This window comes from Micromonospora parastrephiae, from assembly GCF_016802865.1.
Lineage (GTDB): Bacteria > Actinomycetota > Actinomycetes > Mycobacteriales > Micromonosporaceae > Micromonospora > Micromonospora parastrephiae.
Map to the genome: position 1 here is coordinate 17,520 of NZ_JAEVHM010000040.1, position 19,028 is coordinate 36,547.

The 19,028-nt window shown below is 71.1% G+C and carries 17 protein-coding genes, 1 tRNA gene and 3 pseudogenes; 6 read left to right on the forward strand and 15 right to left on the reverse strand.

All coding sequences use genetic code 11. The features are described from left to right. Positions 1-58 precede the first annotated feature (58 nt). From JNW91_RS11405 to JNW91_RS11445, 9 genes and pseudogenes are all read right to left on the reverse strand, one after another. Positions 59-1,354: a sulfate adenylyltransferase subunit 1 gene (locus JNW91_RS11405; RefSeq protein WP_203174846.1), complete on the reverse strand. Its 1,296-nt coding sequence runs from the start codon at positions 1,352-1,354 to the stop codon at positions 59-61. Then, on the reverse strand, positions 1,354-2,265 hold the full coding sequence (gene cysD / locus JNW91_RS11410; RefSeq protein WP_203174847.1) for a sulfate adenylyltransferase subunit CysD: 912 nt from the start codon (positions 2,263-2,265) through the stop codon (positions 1,354-1,356). The genes JNW91_RS11405 and cysD overlap by 1 nt, the downstream gene beginning before the upstream one ends. Before the next feature lie 75 nt (positions 2,266-2,340). Continuing rightward, positions 2,341-3,171: an inositol monophosphatase family protein gene (locus JNW91_RS11415; RefSeq protein WP_203174848.1), complete on the reverse strand. Its 831-nt coding sequence runs from the start codon at positions 3,169-3,171 to the stop codon at positions 2,341-2,343. Positions 3,172-3,304: 133 nt separating this feature from the next. After that, positions 3,305-3,895, reverse strand: a complete 591-nt coding sequence (gene pth / locus JNW91_RS11420; RefSeq protein ID WP_203174849.1) for an aminoacyl-tRNA hydrolase — start codon at positions 3,893-3,895, stop codon at positions 3,305-3,307. A gap of 95 nt (positions 3,896-3,990) precedes the next feature. Continuing rightward, positions 3,991-4,671 (reverse strand): 50S ribosomal protein L25/general stress protein Ctc, encoded by a 681-nt coding sequence (locus JNW91_RS11425; RefSeq protein WP_203174850.1) that lies wholly within the window; start codon positions 4,669-4,671, stop codon positions 3,991-3,993. Between the two features lie 334 nt (positions 4,672-5,005). Beyond that, positions 5,006-5,986 (reverse strand): ribose-phosphate diphosphokinase, encoded by a 981-nt coding sequence (locus JNW91_RS11430; RefSeq protein WP_203174851.1) that lies wholly within the window; start codon positions 5,984-5,986, stop codon positions 5,006-5,008. 57 nt (positions 5,987-6,043) lie between these two features. Further along, positions 6,044-7,576, reverse strand: a complete 1,533-nt coding sequence (gene glmU / locus JNW91_RS11435) for a bifunctional UDP-N-acetylglucosamine diphosphorylase/glucosamine-1-phosphate N-acetyltransferase GlmU (RefSeq protein ID WP_203174852.1) — start codon at positions 7,574-7,576, stop codon at positions 6,044-6,046. 109 nt (positions 7,577-7,685) lie between these two features. After that, positions 7,686-7,757, reverse strand: a tRNA-Gln gene (locus tag JNW91_RS11440). Positions 7,758-7,903: 146 nt separating this feature from the next. Beyond that, positions 7,904-8,661, reverse strand: a pseudogene (locus JNW91_RS11445) (SDR family NAD(P)-dependent oxidoreductase). A gap of 160 nt (positions 8,662-8,821) precedes the next feature. Between JNW91_RS11445 and JNW91_RS11450 the strand changes: the two are divergent. The 3 genes from JNW91_RS11450 to JNW91_RS11460 all read left to right on the forward strand — a co-directional run bounded on the left by JNW91_RS11450 (position 8,822) and on the right by JNW91_RS11460 (position 11,742). Then, positions 8,822-9,706 carry an AraC family transcriptional regulator gene (locus JNW91_RS11450; protein WP_203174853.1) on the forward strand — a complete coding sequence of 295 codons (885 nt, stop codon included), beginning with the start codon at positions 8,822-8,824 and terminating at the stop codon, positions 9,704-9,706. Positions 9,707-9,863: 157 nt separating this feature from the next. Further along, entirely contained in the window at positions 9,864-10,829 is a 966-nt protein-coding gene (locus JNW91_RS11455) for an acyl-CoA desaturase (protein WP_203174854.1), read from the forward strand. 223 nt (positions 10,830-11,052) lie between these two features. Beyond that, positions 11,053-11,742, forward strand: coding sequence for a TetR/AcrR family transcriptional regulator (locus JNW91_RS11460; protein WP_203174863.1), 690 nt, complete (start codon positions 11,053-11,055; stop codon positions 11,740-11,742). Between the two features lie 6 nt (positions 11,743-11,748). Here JNW91_RS11460 and JNW91_RS11465 read toward each other — a convergent pair whose 3' ends face one another. From JNW91_RS11465 to JNW91_RS11480, 4 genes and pseudogenes are all read right to left on the reverse strand, one after another. Then, a complete protein-coding gene (locus JNW91_RS11465; protein WP_203174855.1) occupies positions 11,749-12,225 on the reverse strand; it encodes a DUF4383 domain-containing protein in 477 nt (158 codons plus the stop codon). Positions 12,226-12,431: 206 nt separating this feature from the next. Beyond that, a pseudogene (locus JNW91_RS11470) lies at positions 12,432-12,886 on the reverse strand (DUF4383 domain-containing protein). A gap of 102 nt (positions 12,887-12,988) precedes the next feature. After that, positions 12,989-14,794 carry an ABC-F family ATP-binding cassette domain-containing protein gene (locus JNW91_RS11475; protein ID WP_203174856.1) on the reverse strand — a complete coding sequence of 602 codons (1,806 nt, stop codon included), beginning with the start codon at positions 14,792-14,794 and terminating at the stop codon, positions 12,989-12,991. 131 nt (positions 14,795-14,925) lie between these two features. Then, entirely contained in the window at positions 14,926-15,747 is an 822-nt protein-coding gene (locus JNW91_RS11480) for a 4-(cytidine 5'-diphospho)-2-C-methyl-D-erythritol kinase (protein ID WP_407664309.1), read from the reverse strand. On the opposite strand from JNW91_RS11480, the pseudogene JNW91_RS11485 reads away from it, so the two are divergent. Next, positions 15,670-16,089, forward strand: a pseudogene (locus JNW91_RS11485) (trehalose synthase); the annotation flags it as partial. The gene JNW91_RS11480 and the pseudogene JNW91_RS11485 sit on opposite strands and share 78 nt — an antisense overlap. A 43-nt stretch (positions 16,090-16,132) precedes the next feature. Then, positions 16,133-16,891 carry a 3-oxoacyl-ACP reductase FabG gene (fabG, locus tag JNW91_RS11490; RefSeq protein ID WP_203174857.1) on the forward strand — a complete coding sequence of 253 codons (759 nt, stop codon included), beginning with the start codon at positions 16,133-16,135 and terminating at the stop codon, positions 16,889-16,891. Between the two features lie 6 nt (positions 16,892-16,897). On the opposite strand, the gene JNW91_RS11495 is transcribed toward fabG, so the two are convergent. Both JNW91_RS11495 and JNW91_RS11500 read right to left on the reverse strand, forming a co-directional pair. Then, positions 16,898-17,314, reverse strand: a complete 417-nt coding sequence (locus tag JNW91_RS11495) for a hypothetical protein (protein ID WP_203174858.1) — start codon at positions 17,312-17,314, stop codon at positions 16,898-16,900. Next, complete coding sequence (locus JNW91_RS11500; protein WP_203174864.1) at positions 17,307-17,690, reverse strand: hypothetical protein; 384 nt, start codon at positions 17,688-17,690, stop codon at positions 17,307-17,309. The genes JNW91_RS11495 and JNW91_RS11500 overlap by 8 nt, the downstream gene beginning before the upstream one ends. A 422-nt stretch (positions 17,691-18,112) precedes the next feature. On the opposite strand from JNW91_RS11500, the gene JNW91_RS11505 reads away from it, so the two are divergent. Continuing rightward, positions 18,113-19,015, forward strand: a complete 903-nt coding sequence (locus tag JNW91_RS11505) for a Gfo/Idh/MocA family protein (RefSeq protein WP_203174859.1) — start codon at positions 18,113-18,115, stop codon at positions 19,013-19,015. The last annotated feature ends 13 nt before the right edge of the window (positions 19,016-19,028 follow it).

Genomic DNA, 19,028 nt, shown 5'->3' on the forward strand with positions numbered 1-19,028 from the left:
GAACCTCTTGATCAACCGGGGGAGGTGGAGGCCCGAGGAGGGTGTGTGGGAGGGCGGGTTAGGCGGCTTCGACGATCATGGCGGCGCCTACCGTGCGGTTGGTGGTCTCGTCGATGATGACGAAGCCTCCGGTGGTGCGGTTGCGCCGGTACTCGTCGGCCAGCAGCGGCACCGTGGTGCGCAGCCGTACCCGCCCGATCTCGTTGAGCCGCAGCTCGTCGGCCGACTCGTCACGGTGCAGCGAGTTGATGTCCAGGCGGTAGTGCAGCCCGCGTACGATCGCCCGCGCCGACCGGGTGGTGTGCTTGATCGCGTACCGGCCGCCGACCCGCAACGGGGTGGTCTCGTCCATCCAGCACACCATCGCCTCGATGTCCTGGGCCACGGCGGGAGCGTTGTTCGGACGGCAGATCAGGTCACCCCGGGAGATGTCGATCTCGTCGGCCAGTCGTACCGTCACCGACATCGGCGGGAACGCCTCCGCGACCGGCCCGTCGGCGGTCTCCACCGCGGCGATCCGGCTGGTGAAGCCCGACGGCAGCACCATCACCTCGTCGCCCGGCTTGAGCACACCGGAGGCGACTTGACCGGCATAGCCGCGGTAGTCGGTGACCGTCGTGGACTGCGGACGGATCACGTACTGCACCGGGAACCGGACGTCGACCAGATTGCGGTCGCTGGCGATGTGCACCCGCTCCAGGTGGTGCAGCAGCGACGGGCCCTCGTACCAGGGCATGTTCTCCGAGCGGGCGACGATGTTGTCGCCGCGCAGCGCGGAGATCGGCACCACGGTCAGGTCCGGTACGTCGAGCTTCGCGGCGAACGCGGTGAACTCGTCGGCGATGCGTTCGTAGACCTCCTGCGACCAGTCGACCAGATCCATCTTGTTGACGCACAGGACCAGGTGCGGCACCCGCAGCAGAGAACACAGGAACGCGTGCCGACGGGACTGCTCGACCAGGCCCTTGCGCGCGTCCACGAGGATCAATGCCAGGTCGGCGGTGGACGCGCCGGTGACCATGTTGCGGGTGTACTGGATGTGCCCGGGGGTGTCGGCGATGATGAACTTGCGCCGGGGCGTGGCGAAGTACCGGTACGCCACGTCGATGGTGATGCCCTGCTCCCGCTCGGCGCGCAGGCCGTCGGTGAGCAACGCCAGGTTGGTGTACTCGTCGCCGCGGGCCGCGCTGACCGCCTCCACCGCGGCCAACTGGTCGGTGAAGAGCGACTTGGTGTCGTAGAGCAGCCGGCCGATGAGGGTCGACTTGCCGTCGTCCACGCTGCCGGCGGTCGCGAACCGCAGCAGGTCCATCGGCCGCGCCTCGGCCGGCGGGGCCACGATCTCGGTGGTCATCAGAAGTAGCCCTCCCGCTTGCGGTCCTCCATGGCGGCCTCGCTGACCCGGTCGTCACCACGGGTCGCGCCACGCTCGGTGATCCGGGTGGCCGCCACCTCCTCGATGACCTTCTCCACGGTGTCCGCGTCGGAGCGGACAGCCGCGGTGCAGGAGGCGTCACCGACGGTGCGGTAGCGCACCTGCGCCTTGAACCGCTCCTCACCCGCGCGGGGACGGAAGAACTCGTTGACCGCGTAGAACATCCCGTCCCGTTCGATCACCTCGCGCTCGTGCGCGTAGTAGATCGAGGGCAGCGGGATCCGTTCCCGGGCGATGTAGTGCCACACGTCCAGCTCGGTCCAGTTGGACAGCGGGAACACCCGGATCGACTCGCCCGGGTGGTGCCGGCCGTTGTACAGCGACCACAGCTCCGGCCGCTGGTTCTTCGGATCCCACTGGCCGAACTCGTCGCGGAAGCTGAACACCCGCTCCTTGGCGCGGGCCTTCTCCTCGTCGCGGCGGGCGCCGCCGAACAGCGCGTCGAAGCGGTGCTTCTCCACCGCGTCGAGCAGCACCGGCGTCTGGATCCGGTTGCGCATCCCGTCGCCGGACTCCCGGACCAGCCCGCTGGCCAGGGCCTCCGGCACGCTCGCCACCACGAGCTGCAACCCCAGCTCGGCGACCCGCTGGTCGCGGTACTCCAGCACCTCGGGGAAGTTGTGCCCGGTGTCGACGTGCATGACCGGGAAGGGGATGTTGGCCGGGGCGAACGCCTTCTGCGCCAGCCGCAGCATGACGATCGAGTCCTTGCCGCCGGAGAAGAGCAGCACCGGGCGTTCCATCTCGGCGACCACCTCACGCATCACGAAGACGCTCTCCGCCTCCAGCGCGTCCAGGTGGGAGACCCGGTAGGCGGCGGGGGTGGTCATGACACCGGCTCGATTCGCTCGCTCATCCGATTTCCAGACCTTTCCGGTCGGGCATGCCAAGAAAGTCCGCTCAGGCTACCCGGAATGTCTCTGCAGCGCTGCAAGCAACCGGGTGGCGAGATCCTTGCGACAGACCAGAAGGTCGGGCAGCCGCGGATCCGCCTCGTTGTATTTCAGCGCAGAACCATCGATCCGGGAAGCGTGCAGTCCGGTGGCCGTCGCCACAGCCACCGGCGCCGCCGAGTCCCACTCGTACTGCCCACCGGCGTGGATGTACGCGTCCACCTCGCCGGTGATGACCGCGGCGATCTTCGCTCCGGCCGAGCCCATCGGCACCAGCTTCGCCCCCACGTCCTCGGCGAGGTCGGTGAGGAACACCGGCGGCCGGCTCCTGCTCGCCGCCAACCGGATCACCCGCGTGCCCGCCGTCGCCGCCTCCACCGTCATCGGCGGGTACGCCGGCGGGTAGTCCGTGCCCAGCACCCGGTGCTGCGCCGGCAGCCCGACCGCCCCGGCGACCAGCCCGTGCGGGCTCGGCGCGCTGCGCGCCCACAGGGCCACGTGCACGGCCCAGTCCGAGCGGCCCTCCTCGGCGAACTCCCGGGTGCCGTCCAACGGGTCGATGATCCACACCCGGTCCGCGGCCAGACGCGACACCGCCTCGGTGTTGACCTCCGCAGCCCAGGCCAGCCGTGACCCCTCGTCCTCCTCGGAGAGCACCGCGTCGCCCGGCCGCCACTTCGCCAACTCCGTGCGGATCAGGTCGTGCGACACCTTGTCCCCGGCCGACTTGAGCGCGCCGGTGTCGGTGAAGCCCAACTCCGTGCGCAGGTCGAGCAACGCCTGACCTGCGCGGGCCGCCAACCACCGGGCGAACGCGCCGTCGATCATCGGAGGACTGCCCATCTGCCCGCTCCCGTCACCTCGCCACGGCCCGTGCCCGCACGGACGCTCCACCGCGAGGCACCTCGCGGTCGCGGCCCGCCAAAAGGCGCAGACTACCGGCCCATCGCCGCGGATCCGGTACGCCCCGCCCGGCTCAGGCGCCGTGGTAGAGGTTCTGGGTGGGCTCCACGCCCTTGACGATCACCGACTCCACCACGTCGGCAGCACGGTCCACCAGGAAATCCAGCTCCTTGCGCTCCACCGCGCTGAAATCCGACAGCACATAATCCGCCGGATCCTGCCGTCCCGGTGGCCGGCCGACGCCGAACCGCACCCGGACGTAGTCCTTCGTGCCCAACGACTTCGACATCGAACGCAGGCCGTTGTGCCCGCCCTCGCCGCCGCCGCACTTGATCCGCACCTGGCCGAAGCCGATGTCCAGCTCGTCGTGCACCGCGACCACCTGGGCCGGCGGCACCTTGTAGAACTGCGCCAGCGCCGCCACCGGCCCACCGGAAAGGTTCATGTACGTCAGTGGCTTCGCCAGCACCAGCTTCGGCCCGCCGAAGCCCAGCCGCCCCTCGGCCACCTCGGCGACCGCCCGCTTGTGCCGGCCGAACCGCGCGCTCACCCGACCGGCCAACAGGTCGGCCACCATGAACCCGACGTTGTGCCGGTTCCCGGCGTACTCCCGGCCCGGGTTGCCCAGGCCGACGACCAGCCACGGCCCCGCCTCGTCCGTCACGACCCCGTCCCTCCGACGTCCGTCCCACCGACTCCCGATACGCCGGCAGGCGCCCCCGAACGCTCGGGGACGCCTGCCAGCGGAGTACGAACCGATCAGGCCTCGGCGCGCGCCTCGGCGCCCTCGGCGGCGTCCGCGCCCTCGGAACCCTCGGTGCCCTCGCCGACCTCGGCCTCGGCCTCCTCGGTGGCCGCCTCGACCTCGGGCAGCGTCGCCTCGAGCTGCTCGGCGGTCGGCGCGGCGGTCACCGAGGCGACCATCAGCTCCGAGTCGCCCACCAGCTCGACACCGGCCGGCAGCTGCACGTCGCCGGCGGTCACCTGGGCGCCGGCCTCCAGGCCCTCGATCGAGGCCTCGAGGTGGTCCGGCACCTTGGTGGCGTCGGCGGTCACCGAGAGGGTGTCGTGGTCGTGCACGATCAGGGTGTCCCGTGCGGCCTCGCCGGTCAGCTGGACCGGAACCTCGACGGTGACCTTCTCGCCGCGCCGGACCAGGAGCAGGTCGACGTGCTCGAAGGTGTCCTTGATCGGGTCACGCTGGATCGCCTTCGGCAGCGCCAGCACCTGGGTGCCGTCGGTGATGTCGATCGCGAAGAGCTGGTTGGCGCCGCCCTTGCGGATCGCCGCGGCGAACTCCCGGGACGGCAGCGCGATGTGCTTGGGCTTCTCGCCGTGGCCGTACAGCACGGCGGGCACCTTGCCGGCCCGGCGGGTACGACGGGCACCACCCTTGCCGAACTCGGTGCGGGGCTCGGCGCTGATCTTTACCTCGGACACGGGGAAACTCCTGATGCTTTCGCTGCGGCGGCTTGTCGTCTGGCGGTGCTGGGGCGAGGGGCTCGCTGGGGCTCATGCGTCATGAACGACTGCCCGGAGCACCGCGTCGATGACGGTGCCTCCGTGCGGCGCTATTCAGCGGCCCGCCGGGCACCCTCGCCGTGGCAACCGCACCAGTCTACCCGAGCTGATTCCAGGCTTTCCGGCAGTCCCCGGTCACGGCGCCGGGCCGGCGCGCCGACAGCGTTCCCGCCAGCGCGCCAGCCCCCTTTTCGACCAGTTTGTCAGCCCGATCCCCACCGGCGCGTCCGTTGGCGGAAACGGGCTGCCCCGCTCAGCTCAGGCCACCGAAGAGGGTGGTCACCGAGCCGTCGTCGAACACCTCCCGGATCGCCCGCGCCAGCAACGGTGCGATCGACAGCACGGTCAGCTTGTCGAGCTGCTTCTCCGGGGGCAACGGCAGCGTGTTGGTCACCACGACCTCGCTGATCGGGCTGTTCTTCAGCCGCTCGGTCGCCGGGTCGGACAGCAGCGCGTGGGTGGACGCGACCACGATCTCCGCCGCGCCCGACTCCTTGAGGATGTCCGCCGCCTTGGCGATCGTGCCACCGGTGTCGATCATGTCGTCCACGATCAGACAGACCCGGCCCTCCACCTCGCCGACCACCCGGTTCGCCACCACCTGGTTCGGCTTCATCGGGTCGCGGGTCTTGTGGATGAACGCCAGCGGGCAACCGCCCAGCCGGTCGGTCCACCGTTCGGCCACCCGCACCCGACCCGAGTCCGGTGCCACCACCGTCATCGGTCGGCCGGCGTACTTGTGCTCCACGTACTCCGCCAGGATGTCCATCGCGAAGAGGTGGTCCACCGGGCCGTCGAAGAAGCCCTGGATCTGCGCGGTGTGCAGGTCGACGGTGAGGATCCGGTTGGCGCCGGCCGTCTTCAACAGGTCCGCCACGAGCCGGGCCGAGATCGGCTCCCGACCACGGTGCTTCTTGTCCTGCCGCGCGTACGGGTAGAACGGCAGCACCACGGTGATCCGCTTCGCGGAGCCCCGCTTCAACGCGTCCACCATGATCAGGGTCTCCATGACCCAGGTGTTCACCCCGTGCGTCACGGACTGCACCACGAAGGCGTCCGAACCACGCACCGAGTCCTTGAAGCGTACGAAGATCTCACCGTTGGCGAACTCGTACGCGTCGGCCGGCGTCGGCGCCACGCCGAGCACCTCACCGATCTCCTTCGCCAGATCCGGAAAGCCGCGTCCGGAAAAGAGCATCAGGCTTTTGCGGTTTTCGGCGACGATGCTGCCCATGGGCCCGTCTGCTCCCGTTTGTCGGCGGTACCCGACCCGGTGGTGGTGGGTCGGGGACTAGTCGGTTGCAGTATCTCCCGCACCGGACGCGCCGCCCACCGTCTCGGCCTGCCCGTGCATTGCCTCACTGTCGCTTGCGGCGCCGGCCACATCCGACGCACCCTTCGCGTCGCCGGCACGCTGCGCGGCCTCGGCCGCCGCCGTACCGGCCCGCCGCTTCACCACCCAGCCCTCGATGTTGCGCTGGCGCGCCCGGGCGACACCCATCGCGCCCGCCGGCACGTCGTCCACGATCACCGAGCCGGCCGCCGTGTACGCGCCGTCGCCCACCTCGACCGGCGCCACGAACATGTTGTCCGCGCCCGTCCGGGCGTGGCTGCCGATCACCGTGCGGTGCTTGTTGACCCCGTCGTAGTTCACGAAGACGGAGGCGGCCCCGATGTTGGTCTGCTCACCGATCGTCGCGTCCCCGACGTACGTCAGGTGCGGCACCTTCGACCCGGTGCCGATCTGCGAGTTCTTCACCTCGACGAACGTGCCGACCTTCGACTTCTCGGCCAGTCGCGCCGCCGGCCGCAGGTACGCGTACGGCCCGACGCTGGCGCCCTCGCCGATCTCGGCGCCGACCGCGTGACTGCGGACCACCGACGCGCCGGGGCCGACGATCGTGTCGACCAGCGTGACGTCCGGCCCGATCGACGCGCCGGAGCCGACCACCGTGGCGCCGCGTAGCTGGGTGTTCTGGTCGACCACCGCGTCCCGATCCAGTGCGACCGTCACGTCGATCCAGGTGGTCGCCGGGTCGAGCAGGCTGACCCCGGTGCGCATCCACGCCTCGTTGACGCGGTCGCGCAGCAGACGCCGCAGCGACGCCAGCTCCACCCGGTCGTTGCAGCCCAACGTCTCGACGTGGTCGACGGCCACGTGCACCGCGACCGGCTCGCCGGCCGAGCGGAGCAGGCCGAAGACGTCGGTCAGGTACTCCTCGCCCTGGTCGTTGTCGGTGGAGAGCTTGCCGAGCGCGGCGCGCAGCCGCACCGCGTCGAACGCGTAGATGCCGGCGTTGATCTCCCGGATCGCGCGCTGCGTCGCGTCGGCGTCGCGCTCCTCGACGATCTGTTCCAGCCGCCCGTCGGCGTCCCGGACGATCCGCCCGAGGCCGGTCGGGTCGGGCACCTCGGCGGCCAGCACGGTGGCCGCCGCGGCGGCCTCCTCGTGCGCGGTCACCAGCGCGCCCACCGTCTCCGGGCGCAGCAGCGGCACGTCCCCGTTGATCACGACGACGGTGCCGGCGCCCTCCGGGACGGCTTCCAGCGCGATCCGTACGGCGTGCCCGGTGCCGAGCTGCTCGGCCTGGAGCACGGGGGTGGCGTCCGGGGCGATCTCGCCCAGGTGGCTCCGGACCTGGTCGGCGCCGTGCCCCACCACCACGACGGTACGGTCCGCGGCCAGCGGCGCGGCCGCGCTCAGCACGTGACCGAGCAGGGTACGACCGAGCAGGGGGTGCAGCACCTTGGGCAGTGCCGACTTCATCCGCTTGCCCTCACCGGCGGCGAGCACGACGACGGTACGAAGGTGGGGCTGGGGCACGACGTGGCTCCCGTCGGGACGGCGGACACTCTCGCGGCCATGCTAGCCGCGGCGCCCGGCACGTTCCCGCCTTACCCCCGCCGGAGCCCAAAACGGACTTAGGGGGCAGCTCGGCCGCCAGGGTTCGAACCTGAAACACGGGTACCAAAGACCCGGGTGTTGCCAATTACACCACGGCCGATCAGCGACGCGTGCGCGTCACATCGGGGATCGAAATCCCGCGGCTACACCTTAGCGTCCCGGCCGCGGTGTTCCACCGCTCATACCGCCGCGCCTGGACGCCCGCCTCCGTCGCGGGCGGGCCGTCCGCACTCCGGGGCGGGTCAACTACAGGTTGTACCCGCCGGCGACCTCGATGTTCTGGGCGGTGATCCAGCGGCCTTCCTCGCTGAGCAGCGTGGCGATCACCATGCCGATGTCGTCGGGCTCACCCACCCGGCCGAGAGCGGTCTTCGCGGCGAGGATCGGGATCACCTCGGGGAACCGCTCGAAGGCGTTGTCGGCGAGCCGTGTCCGGGTGAGCCCGGGGCGACGGAGTTGACCCTGATGCCGCGGGGGCTGAACTCCTTGGCCATGTACCGGGTCAGCACCATGAGGCCGCCCTTCATCGTGGCGTACGCGGAGTAGCCGGGCTCCAGGCCGGAGGGCAGCGCCGAGTTGCTGCTGGTGTTGACGATCGCGCCGCCGTCGGCCAGCAGCGGTAGCAGCGTCTGGGTGAGGAAGAACGGCCCCTTGAGCAGCACCCGCACGAACCCGTCGAACAGCTCCTCGGAGGTGTCCTCGAACATCGCCATCTGCGCGAACCCGGCGTTGTTCACCAGGGCGTCGAACGTGTCCTGATGCCAGGTGTCGCGCAGCGCGGCGACGACGGACGCACGGAAGGCGGGGAAGGTCTCGCTCCGGCCGACGTCCAGCGGCAGCGCGACGGCACGCCCGCCCTCCTTCTCGATGCTGTCCACGGTCTCCAGCGCTCCGGCGTGGTTGTTGCCGTAGGTCAGGATCACCCCGGACCCGCGCTTGGCGAGCTGGATGGCTGCGCTCTGCCCGATGCCCGAGCTGGCGCCGGTGACGATTGCGACCCGCATGGTTCGCCTACCTGTTCATTAGTGGAGCATCGACCTGCTCCTCGGGATGTGGCCTGATCCCAGAAAACCATCTTGAGCCGCGGGAACGATAGGTCGATACTCGCTACCTCTTGCCTGATCCTCTCTTTGCTGCGAATACGCTCGGGTGTTAAATGGGGAGATGCAGCTCGACGAACTGCGGGCGTTGCTCACCCGCCACGCCCGACCGGACGGCACCACCGACATCGAGGGCGTGCTGATCTCGCGGGCCGAGCAGCCGAACATGCCGTCGGCGTCGATGTCCGGCACGGTGCTGGCGCTCATCGCGCAGGGCGCGAAGAGGCTCGCGCTGGGCGACCGCGTGCTCGAGTACCGCGCCGGGCAGTACCTCGTCGCGTCGGTCGACCTGCCGGTCACCGGCCATTTCACCGAGGCGAGCCCCGACCGGCCGGCGCTCGGGTTCGGGCTCACCCTGCAACCGGCCGCCATCGCCGAGCTGCTGCTTCAGGCCGGCGCGGACCTGCGCCGGAGCGGCGGCGGGCTCCCCGGCATCGCCGTCAGCGACGCCTCGGACGAGCTGCTCGACGCCGTGATCCGGCTGGTGCGCCTCCTCGACCAGCCACGCGACCTCCCGGTGCTCGCACCCCTCACCGTCCGGGAGATCCTCTGGCGACTCATCACCGGCGAGCAGGGCGCGATCGTCCGCCAGCTCGGTCTCGCGGACAGCAACCTCTCCCACATCGCCCACGCGATCCGCTGGATCCGCGGCCACTACCGGCAGTCCTTCCGGGTGGAGGACGTGGCCCGACTGTCCGGGATGAGCGTGTCCGCCTTCTACCGCCACTTCCAGGCCGTCACGGCGATGAGCCCGATCCAGTTCCAGAAGCAGATCCGGCTCCAGCAGGCCCGGCTGCTTCTCGCCACCCAGCCCACCGACGTCACCGGTGTCGGTCAACGGGTCGGCTACGACAGCCCGTCACAGTTCAGCCGGGAGTACCGCCGCCAGTTCGGCGTGCCGCCGAGCCTCGATGCCGCTCGTCCCCACGCCGCCCCTTCCCTGCCGTGAGGCATCGACCTGCCGACCGCCCACCAGTGCCCTGAACTGCGTGTCAGCAAGTCGTACAAGGGTTTTCGGAAACTTCGCCGTGCGATCTACGGTGCCGTAAGTTACGGTGACGTAGGCGTAGCTTCGTGATCGTCTCCGTCCCCCTCTGCGAGGTGCCATGTCCACCACCCTGCTCGAACCCAACACCGCCGGCCCCGGCCCGAAACCGCTCACCGACGGCAGTCAGTCCTCCGGGATCCTGGCCGCTCTCTGGGCCTTCGTGGTGATTCCCTTCGTGGCCCTCCTGGTCGCCGTGCCGATGGCCTGGGGTGGCTGGCTGGGCTGGAGTGACGTGATCATCGGCGTGGTCTGGTACGTGGTCTCCGGGCTCGGCATCACGGTGGGCTTCCACCGCTACTTCACGCACGGGTCGTTCAAGGCGAAGCGGTGGCTGCGCGTCACGCTGGCGGTCGCGGGTTCGCTCGCGGTGCAGGGCGAGATCATCCAGTGGGTGGCCGACCACCGTCGGCACCACGCCTTCTCCGACCTGGAGGGTGACCCGCACTCGCCGTGGCGCTTCGGCACCAGCTTCTGGGCGTTGACCCGGGGCCTGTTCCACGCCCACGTGGGTTGGCTGTTCCGCCGGGAGCTGTCCAACCGGGAGCGGTTCGCGCCGGACCTCATCGCCGACCGCGACATCAGCCGGGTGGACCGGCTCTTCCCGGCGCTGGTGGCCGTCTCGCTGCTCGGTCCGGCGCTGATCGGTGGCCTGGTGACCTGGTCGTGGCAGGGTGCGCTGACCGCGTTCTTCTGGGCCGGGCTGGTCCGGATCGGCCTGCTGCACCACGTCACCTGGGCGATCAACTCGGTCTGCCACGTTTACGGCGAGCGCCCGTTCGCGATGCGCCAGGGTGACCGCGCGTCGAACTTCTGGCCGCTGGCGATCCTGTCCTTCGGCGAGAGCTGGCACAACCTGCACCACGCCGACCCGACCAGCGCCCGGCACGGCGTGCTGCGGGGCCAGGTGGACATCTCCGCCCGGGTGATCTGGCTGTTCGAGAAGTTCGGCGCGGCGTCGCAGGTGCGCTGGCCGAAGCCGGAGCGCCTCGCGGCCAAGCTCGTGAAGCCTGTCGCATCCCGGTAAAACCGGGCGGTGCGCCGGGAGACCGCCTGGCAGGATGGCCGGATGACCGGGCGACGCGGGGCCCCCGCCGGCTCGGCCGACGGGGAGCCGGGCCCGATCGGGGTACGGTCGGACGGCGCGGCAGGGCGGTTTGACCGCCCGCCGGTGAGGCGACGACGTGAACGGGCACGACGGAGGCACCATCCCACGGCAGGGCGTCACCGAGCGCCAGCGAGGCGGCGACATGTCCGAGGTCAGCGATGGTGTCGGCGGGCGCCGGACGACGCCGCCGGCCCCGGCAACCAAACCCAAGCCCCCCTCCCGGGTCCGCATGTCCGCGGCCCAGCGGCGGGAGCAGTTGATCGCCACCGGCCGGCAGCTCTTCGCCGAGCGTGGTTTCGACGCCACCTCCATCGAGGAGGTGGCGGCCCGCGCCAAGGTCTCCAAGCCCGTGGTGTACGAGCACTTCGGCGGCAAGGAGGGGCTCTACGCGGTGGTGGTGGACCGGGAGGTCCGGGCCCTGTTGGACCGGATCACCACGGCGTTGACCGCCGGGCATCCGCGGGAGCTGCTGGAGCAGGCGGCGCTGGCCCTGCTGGGCTACATCGAGGAGGAGACCAGCGGGTTCCGGGTGCTGGTCCGCGAGTCGCCGCTGATGTCCGGCACGGCCACCTTCAGCAGCGTGATGAACGACGTGGCGCACCAGGTCGAGCACATCCTGGGCGCCGAGTTCAAGAGCCGCGGGTACGACCCCAAGCTCGCCGAGCTGTACTCGCAGGCGCTGGTGGGCATGGTGGCGCTGACCGGTCGCTGGTGGCTGGAGGTGCGCAAGCCGCGCAAGGAGACGGTGGCGGCGCACCTCGTCAACCTGGCCTGGAACGGGTTGTCGCACCTGGAGGCGAAGCCCACGTTGATCACCAGCCGGCGCCGCTGACCTCGGTCAGCGGCGGTGCGCGTCGGCCACCGGGTGTTTGCGGTGCTCCCGCTCCGCCTCGGCGTGTTCCGGAGGACCCACCTTGTCGTAGAGGCCCGTGCCGAGCAGGATCAGCCCGAACAGCATCGACACGACCACTGTCGACATCGAGAAGTTGAGGAAGTTCGCCTCGGTCTGCAGCACCGACATCATCAGGATGCTGGTCACCAGGAACACCACCCCTGCGGTGAGGTTCATGTAGTGGCCGAGGTTGCTGCGCCGGGAAGCCCCGATGATCAGGACCACTCCGAACACCACCGAGGCGAGTGAGAAGGCCAGGTTGGTGCGCAGCCCGAGCGCCCAGTGGCTGCCCCGGTTGAACAGCGGATCACCGAACGTCTCGGCGACACCCCAGACACCGAAGACCAGGATGTAGACGCCGATCAGACCGGAGAGGACCCGGTAGAGCGGCCGAGCCGGATGGTTGACCGGAAAGTGCGGCATACCCAGACCCCCTGATTTGGCCGATTCAGGAGGATTGTCACCTGAGGCAGGGCCAACTGTCCGAGGAACCACGAAGCCGGGAGGGCCCGCCGAAGGGCCGGACCAAGTCAGGTTTTCGCCGGAGCCCGAGCTGCGCAGGGATCAAGCCTGACCGCCCGGAGCAGCTCGGGCTCCGGCGAAAACCACAACAGCGACCGAGAACAACCTCAGAGCACCAGCCGAGCCTTGTGGAAGGCCTCCGCCTCATCCTCCGTGCCGACCTTGCCGTACATGCCGACCATGAGCAGCACCAGGCCGACCGACAGCACCACGATCACGGTGGTGATGCTGAAGTTGAAGATGTTGGCGTCGGTCCGGATGAACGCGAGACCGGCCAGGCCGATCACCATCAGGGCGTACGCCAGCCACTGGTTGATCGCCACGTCGATGTTGCGGCCGAGCGCGGTGCCGACCAGCACGACGAGCCCGAGCAGCACGCTGAGCAGCGAGAAGCCGAGGTTGGTGCCCTGGCCGAGGACCTTCGTGCCGTCCTGCGCGAGGACCTCGTTGCCGGCGCTCGCGATGATGCCGAGCACACCGAAGACCACCAGGTACAGACCGGTCAGCCCGCCGATCGCCCGGTAGATCGGCGCGCGGGGTGGTTGACGGGGGTGTGGGCCATGTCTGAGTCTCCAACGCCGTGGGGTGAGGTGTCGCCGACGATTGTCCCGCATGTGGCGGTGTGACGCCGCACACGGCCCCCGGGCTGGCGCGCCCGGCCCGGTCAGCTCTCCGGAAGCTCCTCGGCGAGGGTCATCCAGGTCTCCTCGATCCGCTCCCGCTCGGCCCGCAGATCCTTCAGCTGGGTGTCCAGCTCGGCGACCCGGGCGTAGTCGGTGGCGTCGGCCGCGAGCTGATCGAGCAGCGTCGCCTCGCGCTGGTCGAGCTTGCCGAGCTGACGTTCCAGCCGGGTCAGTTCCTTGCGGGCCTGACGCACCTCGGCGGCGGACATGCCGGTCCCGGTGGGTTCGCTGGACGCGACGGCCGACGCGGCACCGGCGCGAGCGGGGCCGGCCCGCTCGGCGGTCCGGGCGAGGTACTCGTCGACGCCGCCCGGCAGGTGCACGAGCCGACCGTCGCCGAACAGCCCGTACGCCGTGTCGGTGACCCGCTCGATCAGGTAGCGGTCGTGGCTGGCCACGATGATCGTGCCCGGCCACGAGTCGAGCAGGTCCTCCAGCGCGGCCAGGGTGTCGGTGTCCAGGTCGTTGGTGGGCTCGTCGAAGAGCAGCACGTTGGGTTCGCCGGCGAGCAGCCGCAGCATCTGCAACCGGCGACGCTCACCGCCGGAGAGGTCGCTGACCGGGGTCCAGAGGCGGCGGTCGTCGAAGCCGAAGACCTCGGCGAGCTGGGCGGCGGAGACCTCCCGGTCGCCGAGCTGCACCCGGCGGGCGACCTCCTCGACGGCTTCGAGCACCCGCAGATGCCCGGGCAGCTCGGCGAGTTCCTGGGAGAGGAACGCGGGCCGCACCGTGGAGCCGGTGCCGAAGCGGCCACCGTCCGGGCGGGTGATGCCGGCGAGCATCCGCAGCAGGGTGGTCTTGCCGGCGCCGTTGGCGCCGAGGATGGCGATCCGGTCACCCGGGCCGACCAGCCACGTGACGTCGCGCAGGATCTCCTTCGGGCCGGCGTGCAGCTCGACGTTCTCCAGGTCGTACACCTGCTTGCCGAGCCGGGAGGTGGCCATCCGCTGCAACGACATGGTGTCGCGCGCCGGCGGCACGTCGGCGATCAGGGCGTTCGCGGCGTCGATGCGGAACTGGGGCTTGGAGGTTCGCGCCGGTGGACCGCGGCGCAGCCAGGCGATCTCCTTGCGGAGCAGGTTCTGCCGGCGTGCCTCGGTGGCGGCGGCGACGCGCTCGCGTTCGGCACGGGCGAGGGTCCAGGCGGCGAACCCACCCTCGTACGCGCGGACGGTCTGGTCGCCGACCTCCCAGGTGGTGGTGCAGACCGCGTCCAGGAACCACCGGTCGTGGGTGACCACCACCAGGGCGCCCTTGCGGCCGACCAGGTGCCGGGCCAGCCAGTCGACACCACCGACGTCGAGGTGGTTGGTGGGCTCGTCGAGGATGAGCAGGTCCGAGTCGCGGACGAGCAGCGCGGCGAGCGCCACCCGGCGCCGTTCGCCACCGGACATCGGGCCGACCGGCTGGTCGAGGCCGAGGTGTGGCATACCGAGGCCGTCGAGGATGCCGCGAACACCGGCGTCGCCGGCCCACTCGTGCTCGGCGCCCATGCCCTCGCCGAGCCAGGCGGTGCCCAGCACCACGTCCCGGACGGTGGCGTCCGGGGCGAGGGTGAGCTGCTGCGGCAGCCAGAGCACGCGCAGATCACGGCGGTGGGTGACCCGCCCGTCGTCGGGCTCCTCCTGCTTGGTGAGCAGGCGCAGCAGGGTGGACTTGCCGGCACCGTTGAGGCCGACCACACCGATCCGGTCGGCGTCGTCCAGGCCGAGCGAGACGTCCGTGAGCAGCCGCCCGGCGGCGCCGTACCCCTTGGACACCCGGTCCAGATTGACGATGTTGGCCACGTTCCACCCTTCAAGATCAAGGCGTCCGGGTGCCGGCGGGCACCTCGGGACGCCTGACCCAAGGGTACGCGGACGTCCCGGCCACCCGCGCCGCCCGCCCGCAGGCCGCTGGCGGGCCGACGGGACGCGACTCAGCCGACCCGGGCGCCGACGACCGGCCCGTGCGCGACCCGCGCCTCCCGGCACACGCCGGCGCTGGTCAACTCGGCGGCGATCCGCTCGGCGTTGGCCGCGTCGGTGGCGAGGAAGACGCACGTCGGGCCGGAGCCGGAGACGAGGCCGGCGAGCGCGCCCGCCGCCTCGCCGGCCTTGAGGGTGTCGGCCAGCGCCGGGCGCATGGCCAGCGCGGCGTCCTGGAGGTCGTTGCCGAGCGTGCGGGCGAGCACCCGCGGATCACGCTGACGCAACGCGCCCAGCAGGGCGTCGGTGCTGCCCAGCGGGGCGCCGGCGGCACCCGAGTCGCGCAGCCGGTCCAACTCGCGGTACGCGGCCGGGGTGGACAGGCCGGCGTCGGCGATGGCCACCACCCAGTGCCACGAGGTGGCGCGGGCCAGCACGGGGCTGACCGCCTCGCCCCGACCGGTGCCCAGCGCGGTGCCTCCGTAGATCAGGAAGGGCACGTCGGAACCGAGGTCGGCGGCGATCCCGGCCAGCTCGTCACGGGACAGGCCGGTGCCCCACAGCGCGTCGCAGGCCACCAGCGCGGCGGCGGCGTCGGCGCTGCCGCCGGCCAACCCGCCGGCGAGGGGGATCTGCTTGCGCAGGTGCAGACGGGCGTGCGGCAGCACCCCGGCGTACCCGGCGAGGGCGTGCGCGGCGCGGATGACCAGGTTGGAGTCGTCCAGCGCCAGCTCGCCGGTGCCCTCCCCCTCCATGCGGACCCGGAGAAGCTGGTCCGCCCGGTGATCGACAAGGGGGAGTTCGGCTACCAGGCGGTCAACGTCACCGCCCAGCGGGGCGACCCGAAGTCGCTGCTCGCCTGGTTCGAGCGCATGATCCGTACGCTGCGGGAGGCGCCGGAGATCGGCTCCGGCTCGACCACCCACATCGACGTGCCGGTGCCGCCCGGCGTGCTGACGCACCGGGCGGACGGGCCGACCGGGACCATGGTCTTCGTGCACAACCTCGGCACGGATGACGTCGAGGTGGACCTGAGCAGCCTGGAGCCGGAGGCCGACCTGCCGATCGACGTGCTCGCCGACCGGGGCTACGGCGAGCTGGGCAAGCTCGGCGCGGTGAAGGTCGCCGGCCACGGATACCGGTGGATTCGCCTATGCCGAGGGTCGGCCTGGTGACGCTAAGCTCCTCCGATCGACCCCACGTTACCGGGAGGTAATCATGTCGGAGGAGCCCCGCGTCGCCATCGTCACCGGAGCCGCACGCGGTATCGGCGCGGCCACCGCCCGGCGGCTGGCCGCCGACGGGATGGCCGTCGCCGTGGTCGACATCGAGGAGGCCGCCACCAAGGAGACGGTGGACGCCATCGCCGCCGCTGGCGGCCGGGCGCTCGGTGTGGGCGCGGACGTGTCCGACCGGGATCAGGTCGAGGCGGCGGTGTCCCGTGTCGCCGCCGAGCTGGGTGCGCCCACCGTGCTGGTCAACAACGCCGGTGTGCTGCGGGACAACCTGCTGTTCAAGATGACCAACGCCGACTGGGACACCGTGCTGGGGGTGCACCTGCGCGGTGCGTTCCTGTTCAGCCAGGCCGCCCAGAAGCACATGGTGGAACGCAGGTGGGGGCGGATCGTCAACCTGTCCAGCACCTCCGCGCTGGGCAACCGGGGTCAGGCGAACTACGCCGCCGCCAAGGCCGGCCTCCAGGGATTCACCAAGACGCTCGCCATCGAGCTGGGGCCGTTCGGGGTGACCGTGAACGCGGTCGCGCCGGGCTTCATCGTCACCGACATGACCGCGGCCACCGCCGCGAGAATGAAGGTCGACTTCGAGGACTTCCAGAAGCACGCCGCCGCGGAGATCCCGGTCCGTCGGCCGGGACGCCCGGAGGACGTCGCGCACACCATCTCGTTCCTGGTGAGCGAGGGCGCCGGCTTCGTCTCCGGTCAGGTCATCTACGTCGCCGGTGGCCCGAAGGGCTGACCGAGGTCAGGCGTGGTCGTGGCGGGTGCGCCACAGCCAGAACAGGCCGAGCACCGGCAGCACCAGCGGAATGTAGCCGTACCCGCTGCCGAACTGCGACCAGACCGTCTCGTCGGGGAACAGCTCCCTGTCGGCCACGCTCAGGACGCCCACCGCGACCACGCCGACCAGCTCCACCGAACAGCAGGCCAACGCGACCCGCCGGCCGGTGTGCCCGGCGCGGGCGAGCCCCACCGCCGCCACGATGTAGATGAGCGCGGCCAGCGCGGAGAGCAGATACGCCACCGGCGCCTCGTCGAACCTGGTGGCGATCTGCAGGCCCGCCCGACTCGTCGCCGCGATGGCGAAGAGCAGGTAGACCGCGATCAGCAGTCGACCCGGGCCGGAGTTCGTGCGACGCCGGGCCGGTCCCGTCTCAACCACCGAGCACCTCCCAGGTCTGCTGCAACCGGACCACCACCACCGGGGCCACAAGGCAGACCGCGCACACGATCGCCGAGCCCCAGCGGGTCGGCTCCATCCGGGCCAGCACCCAGGCCAGCGGCGGCAGGCAGACCAACGTGACCAGGTAGCCGAAGAAGGCGCCGGGCTCGCCCGGCCGCTCCCCGCCGCCGACCGCGACGAGCGCCAGCACGCTCAACACGAGCAACGCCACTTCGAGTACGGCCAGACCGACGAACTGCGCCCGGTCCGGTGGCCGATGCCGTACCGCCGCCACCAGCGCCCACGCCGCGACGAGCAGCGACAGCACGATCGGTACGGTCGCGACGATCCCGTCCACCGGCGAGTCGGTGCCCATGGTGCTCACCGGACCCACCCGGTCGTTGCCTCGGTCACCGGCACAGCCTACTAACCGTCGTAGTAACCGGGTCACGCTGCCTCGCTGTCGTCCCGGCGCGTGCCGCCGTGGGGGTTCGTCGCTCGCTGTCGTCCCGGCGCGTGCCGCCGTGGGGTTCGTCGCTCGCTGTCGTCCCGGCGCGTGCCGTCGTGGGGTTCGTCGTTCGCTGTCGAGCTGCCCCAGAGGTGGGGCAGAGGGCCCCGGCCGCAACGCCCCACCTCTGGGGCAGGTCGACAGGCACTGGCCCGACCGTGGTCCCGCCCGGGGGCACAGGCCGTGAGCTGCTCCGGTTGGTCGACCCGCCGTCGGTGCGGCCGGTGGGGCGACTAGCGTGGATCACGTCCGTGGCGTTGCCACGGTGCGGGGAAACAGCGGAGGTACACGTGCTGCGGTTCGGGTTGTTCGGCACCGGTCACTGGGCGATCGAGACGCACGGGAAGGCGTTGCACGCTCACCCGGACGCCGAACTGGTCGGGGTGTGGGGGCGCAACCCGGAGCGGGCCTCCGCGCTTGCCGAGCGGTACGGGGTGCCCGCGTACGCCGACGTGGACGCGCTGATCGAGCAGTGCGAGGCGGTGGCCGTGGCGCTGCCGCCGGACATCCAGGCCGACATCGCGGTCCGGGCTGCCTCCGCCGGCCGGCACCTGCTGCTCGACAAGCCGCTGGCGCTCAGCGTCGCCGACGCCGACCGGGTGGTCGCCGCCGCCGAGACGTCCGGGGTCGCCTCGGTCGTCTTCTTCACGCAGCGGTTCCAGCCGAACGTGACCGCGTTCCTCGCTGCCACCGCCGCCGCCGGGGGTTGGCAGCACGGTCGGACCATCGCCTTCGCGTCGATCTTCCAGGACGGCAGCCCGTACGGCGGCTCGTTGTGGCGTCGGGAGCACGGTGCGCTGTGGGACACCGGCCCGCACGCGCTCTCCATCCTCCTGCCGGTGCTGGGCCGGGTGACCCAGGTCGCGGCCATGGACGGCCCGAGTGGGATGGTGCACCTGCTGCTCACCCACGAGGGCGGCGCCACCAGCAGCGCCTCGCTCTCCCTGGACGCACCGCAGGAGTCGATGACCCGCGAGTTCGTGTTCTACGGCGAGAACGGCATCGAGACCGTGCCGTACGGCGAGAACGACGCCGCCACGGCGTTCGGCGTGGCCATCGACCAGCTCGTCGAACAGGTACGCGCCGGCACCCGGGACCACCGCTGCGACGTCCACTTCGGCCGCGAGGTGGTCACCATCCTCGCCGCCGCCGAAACCGCCCGCACAGAATCCCGCACCATCCCCCTCCCGTAACCCCCACCCCACC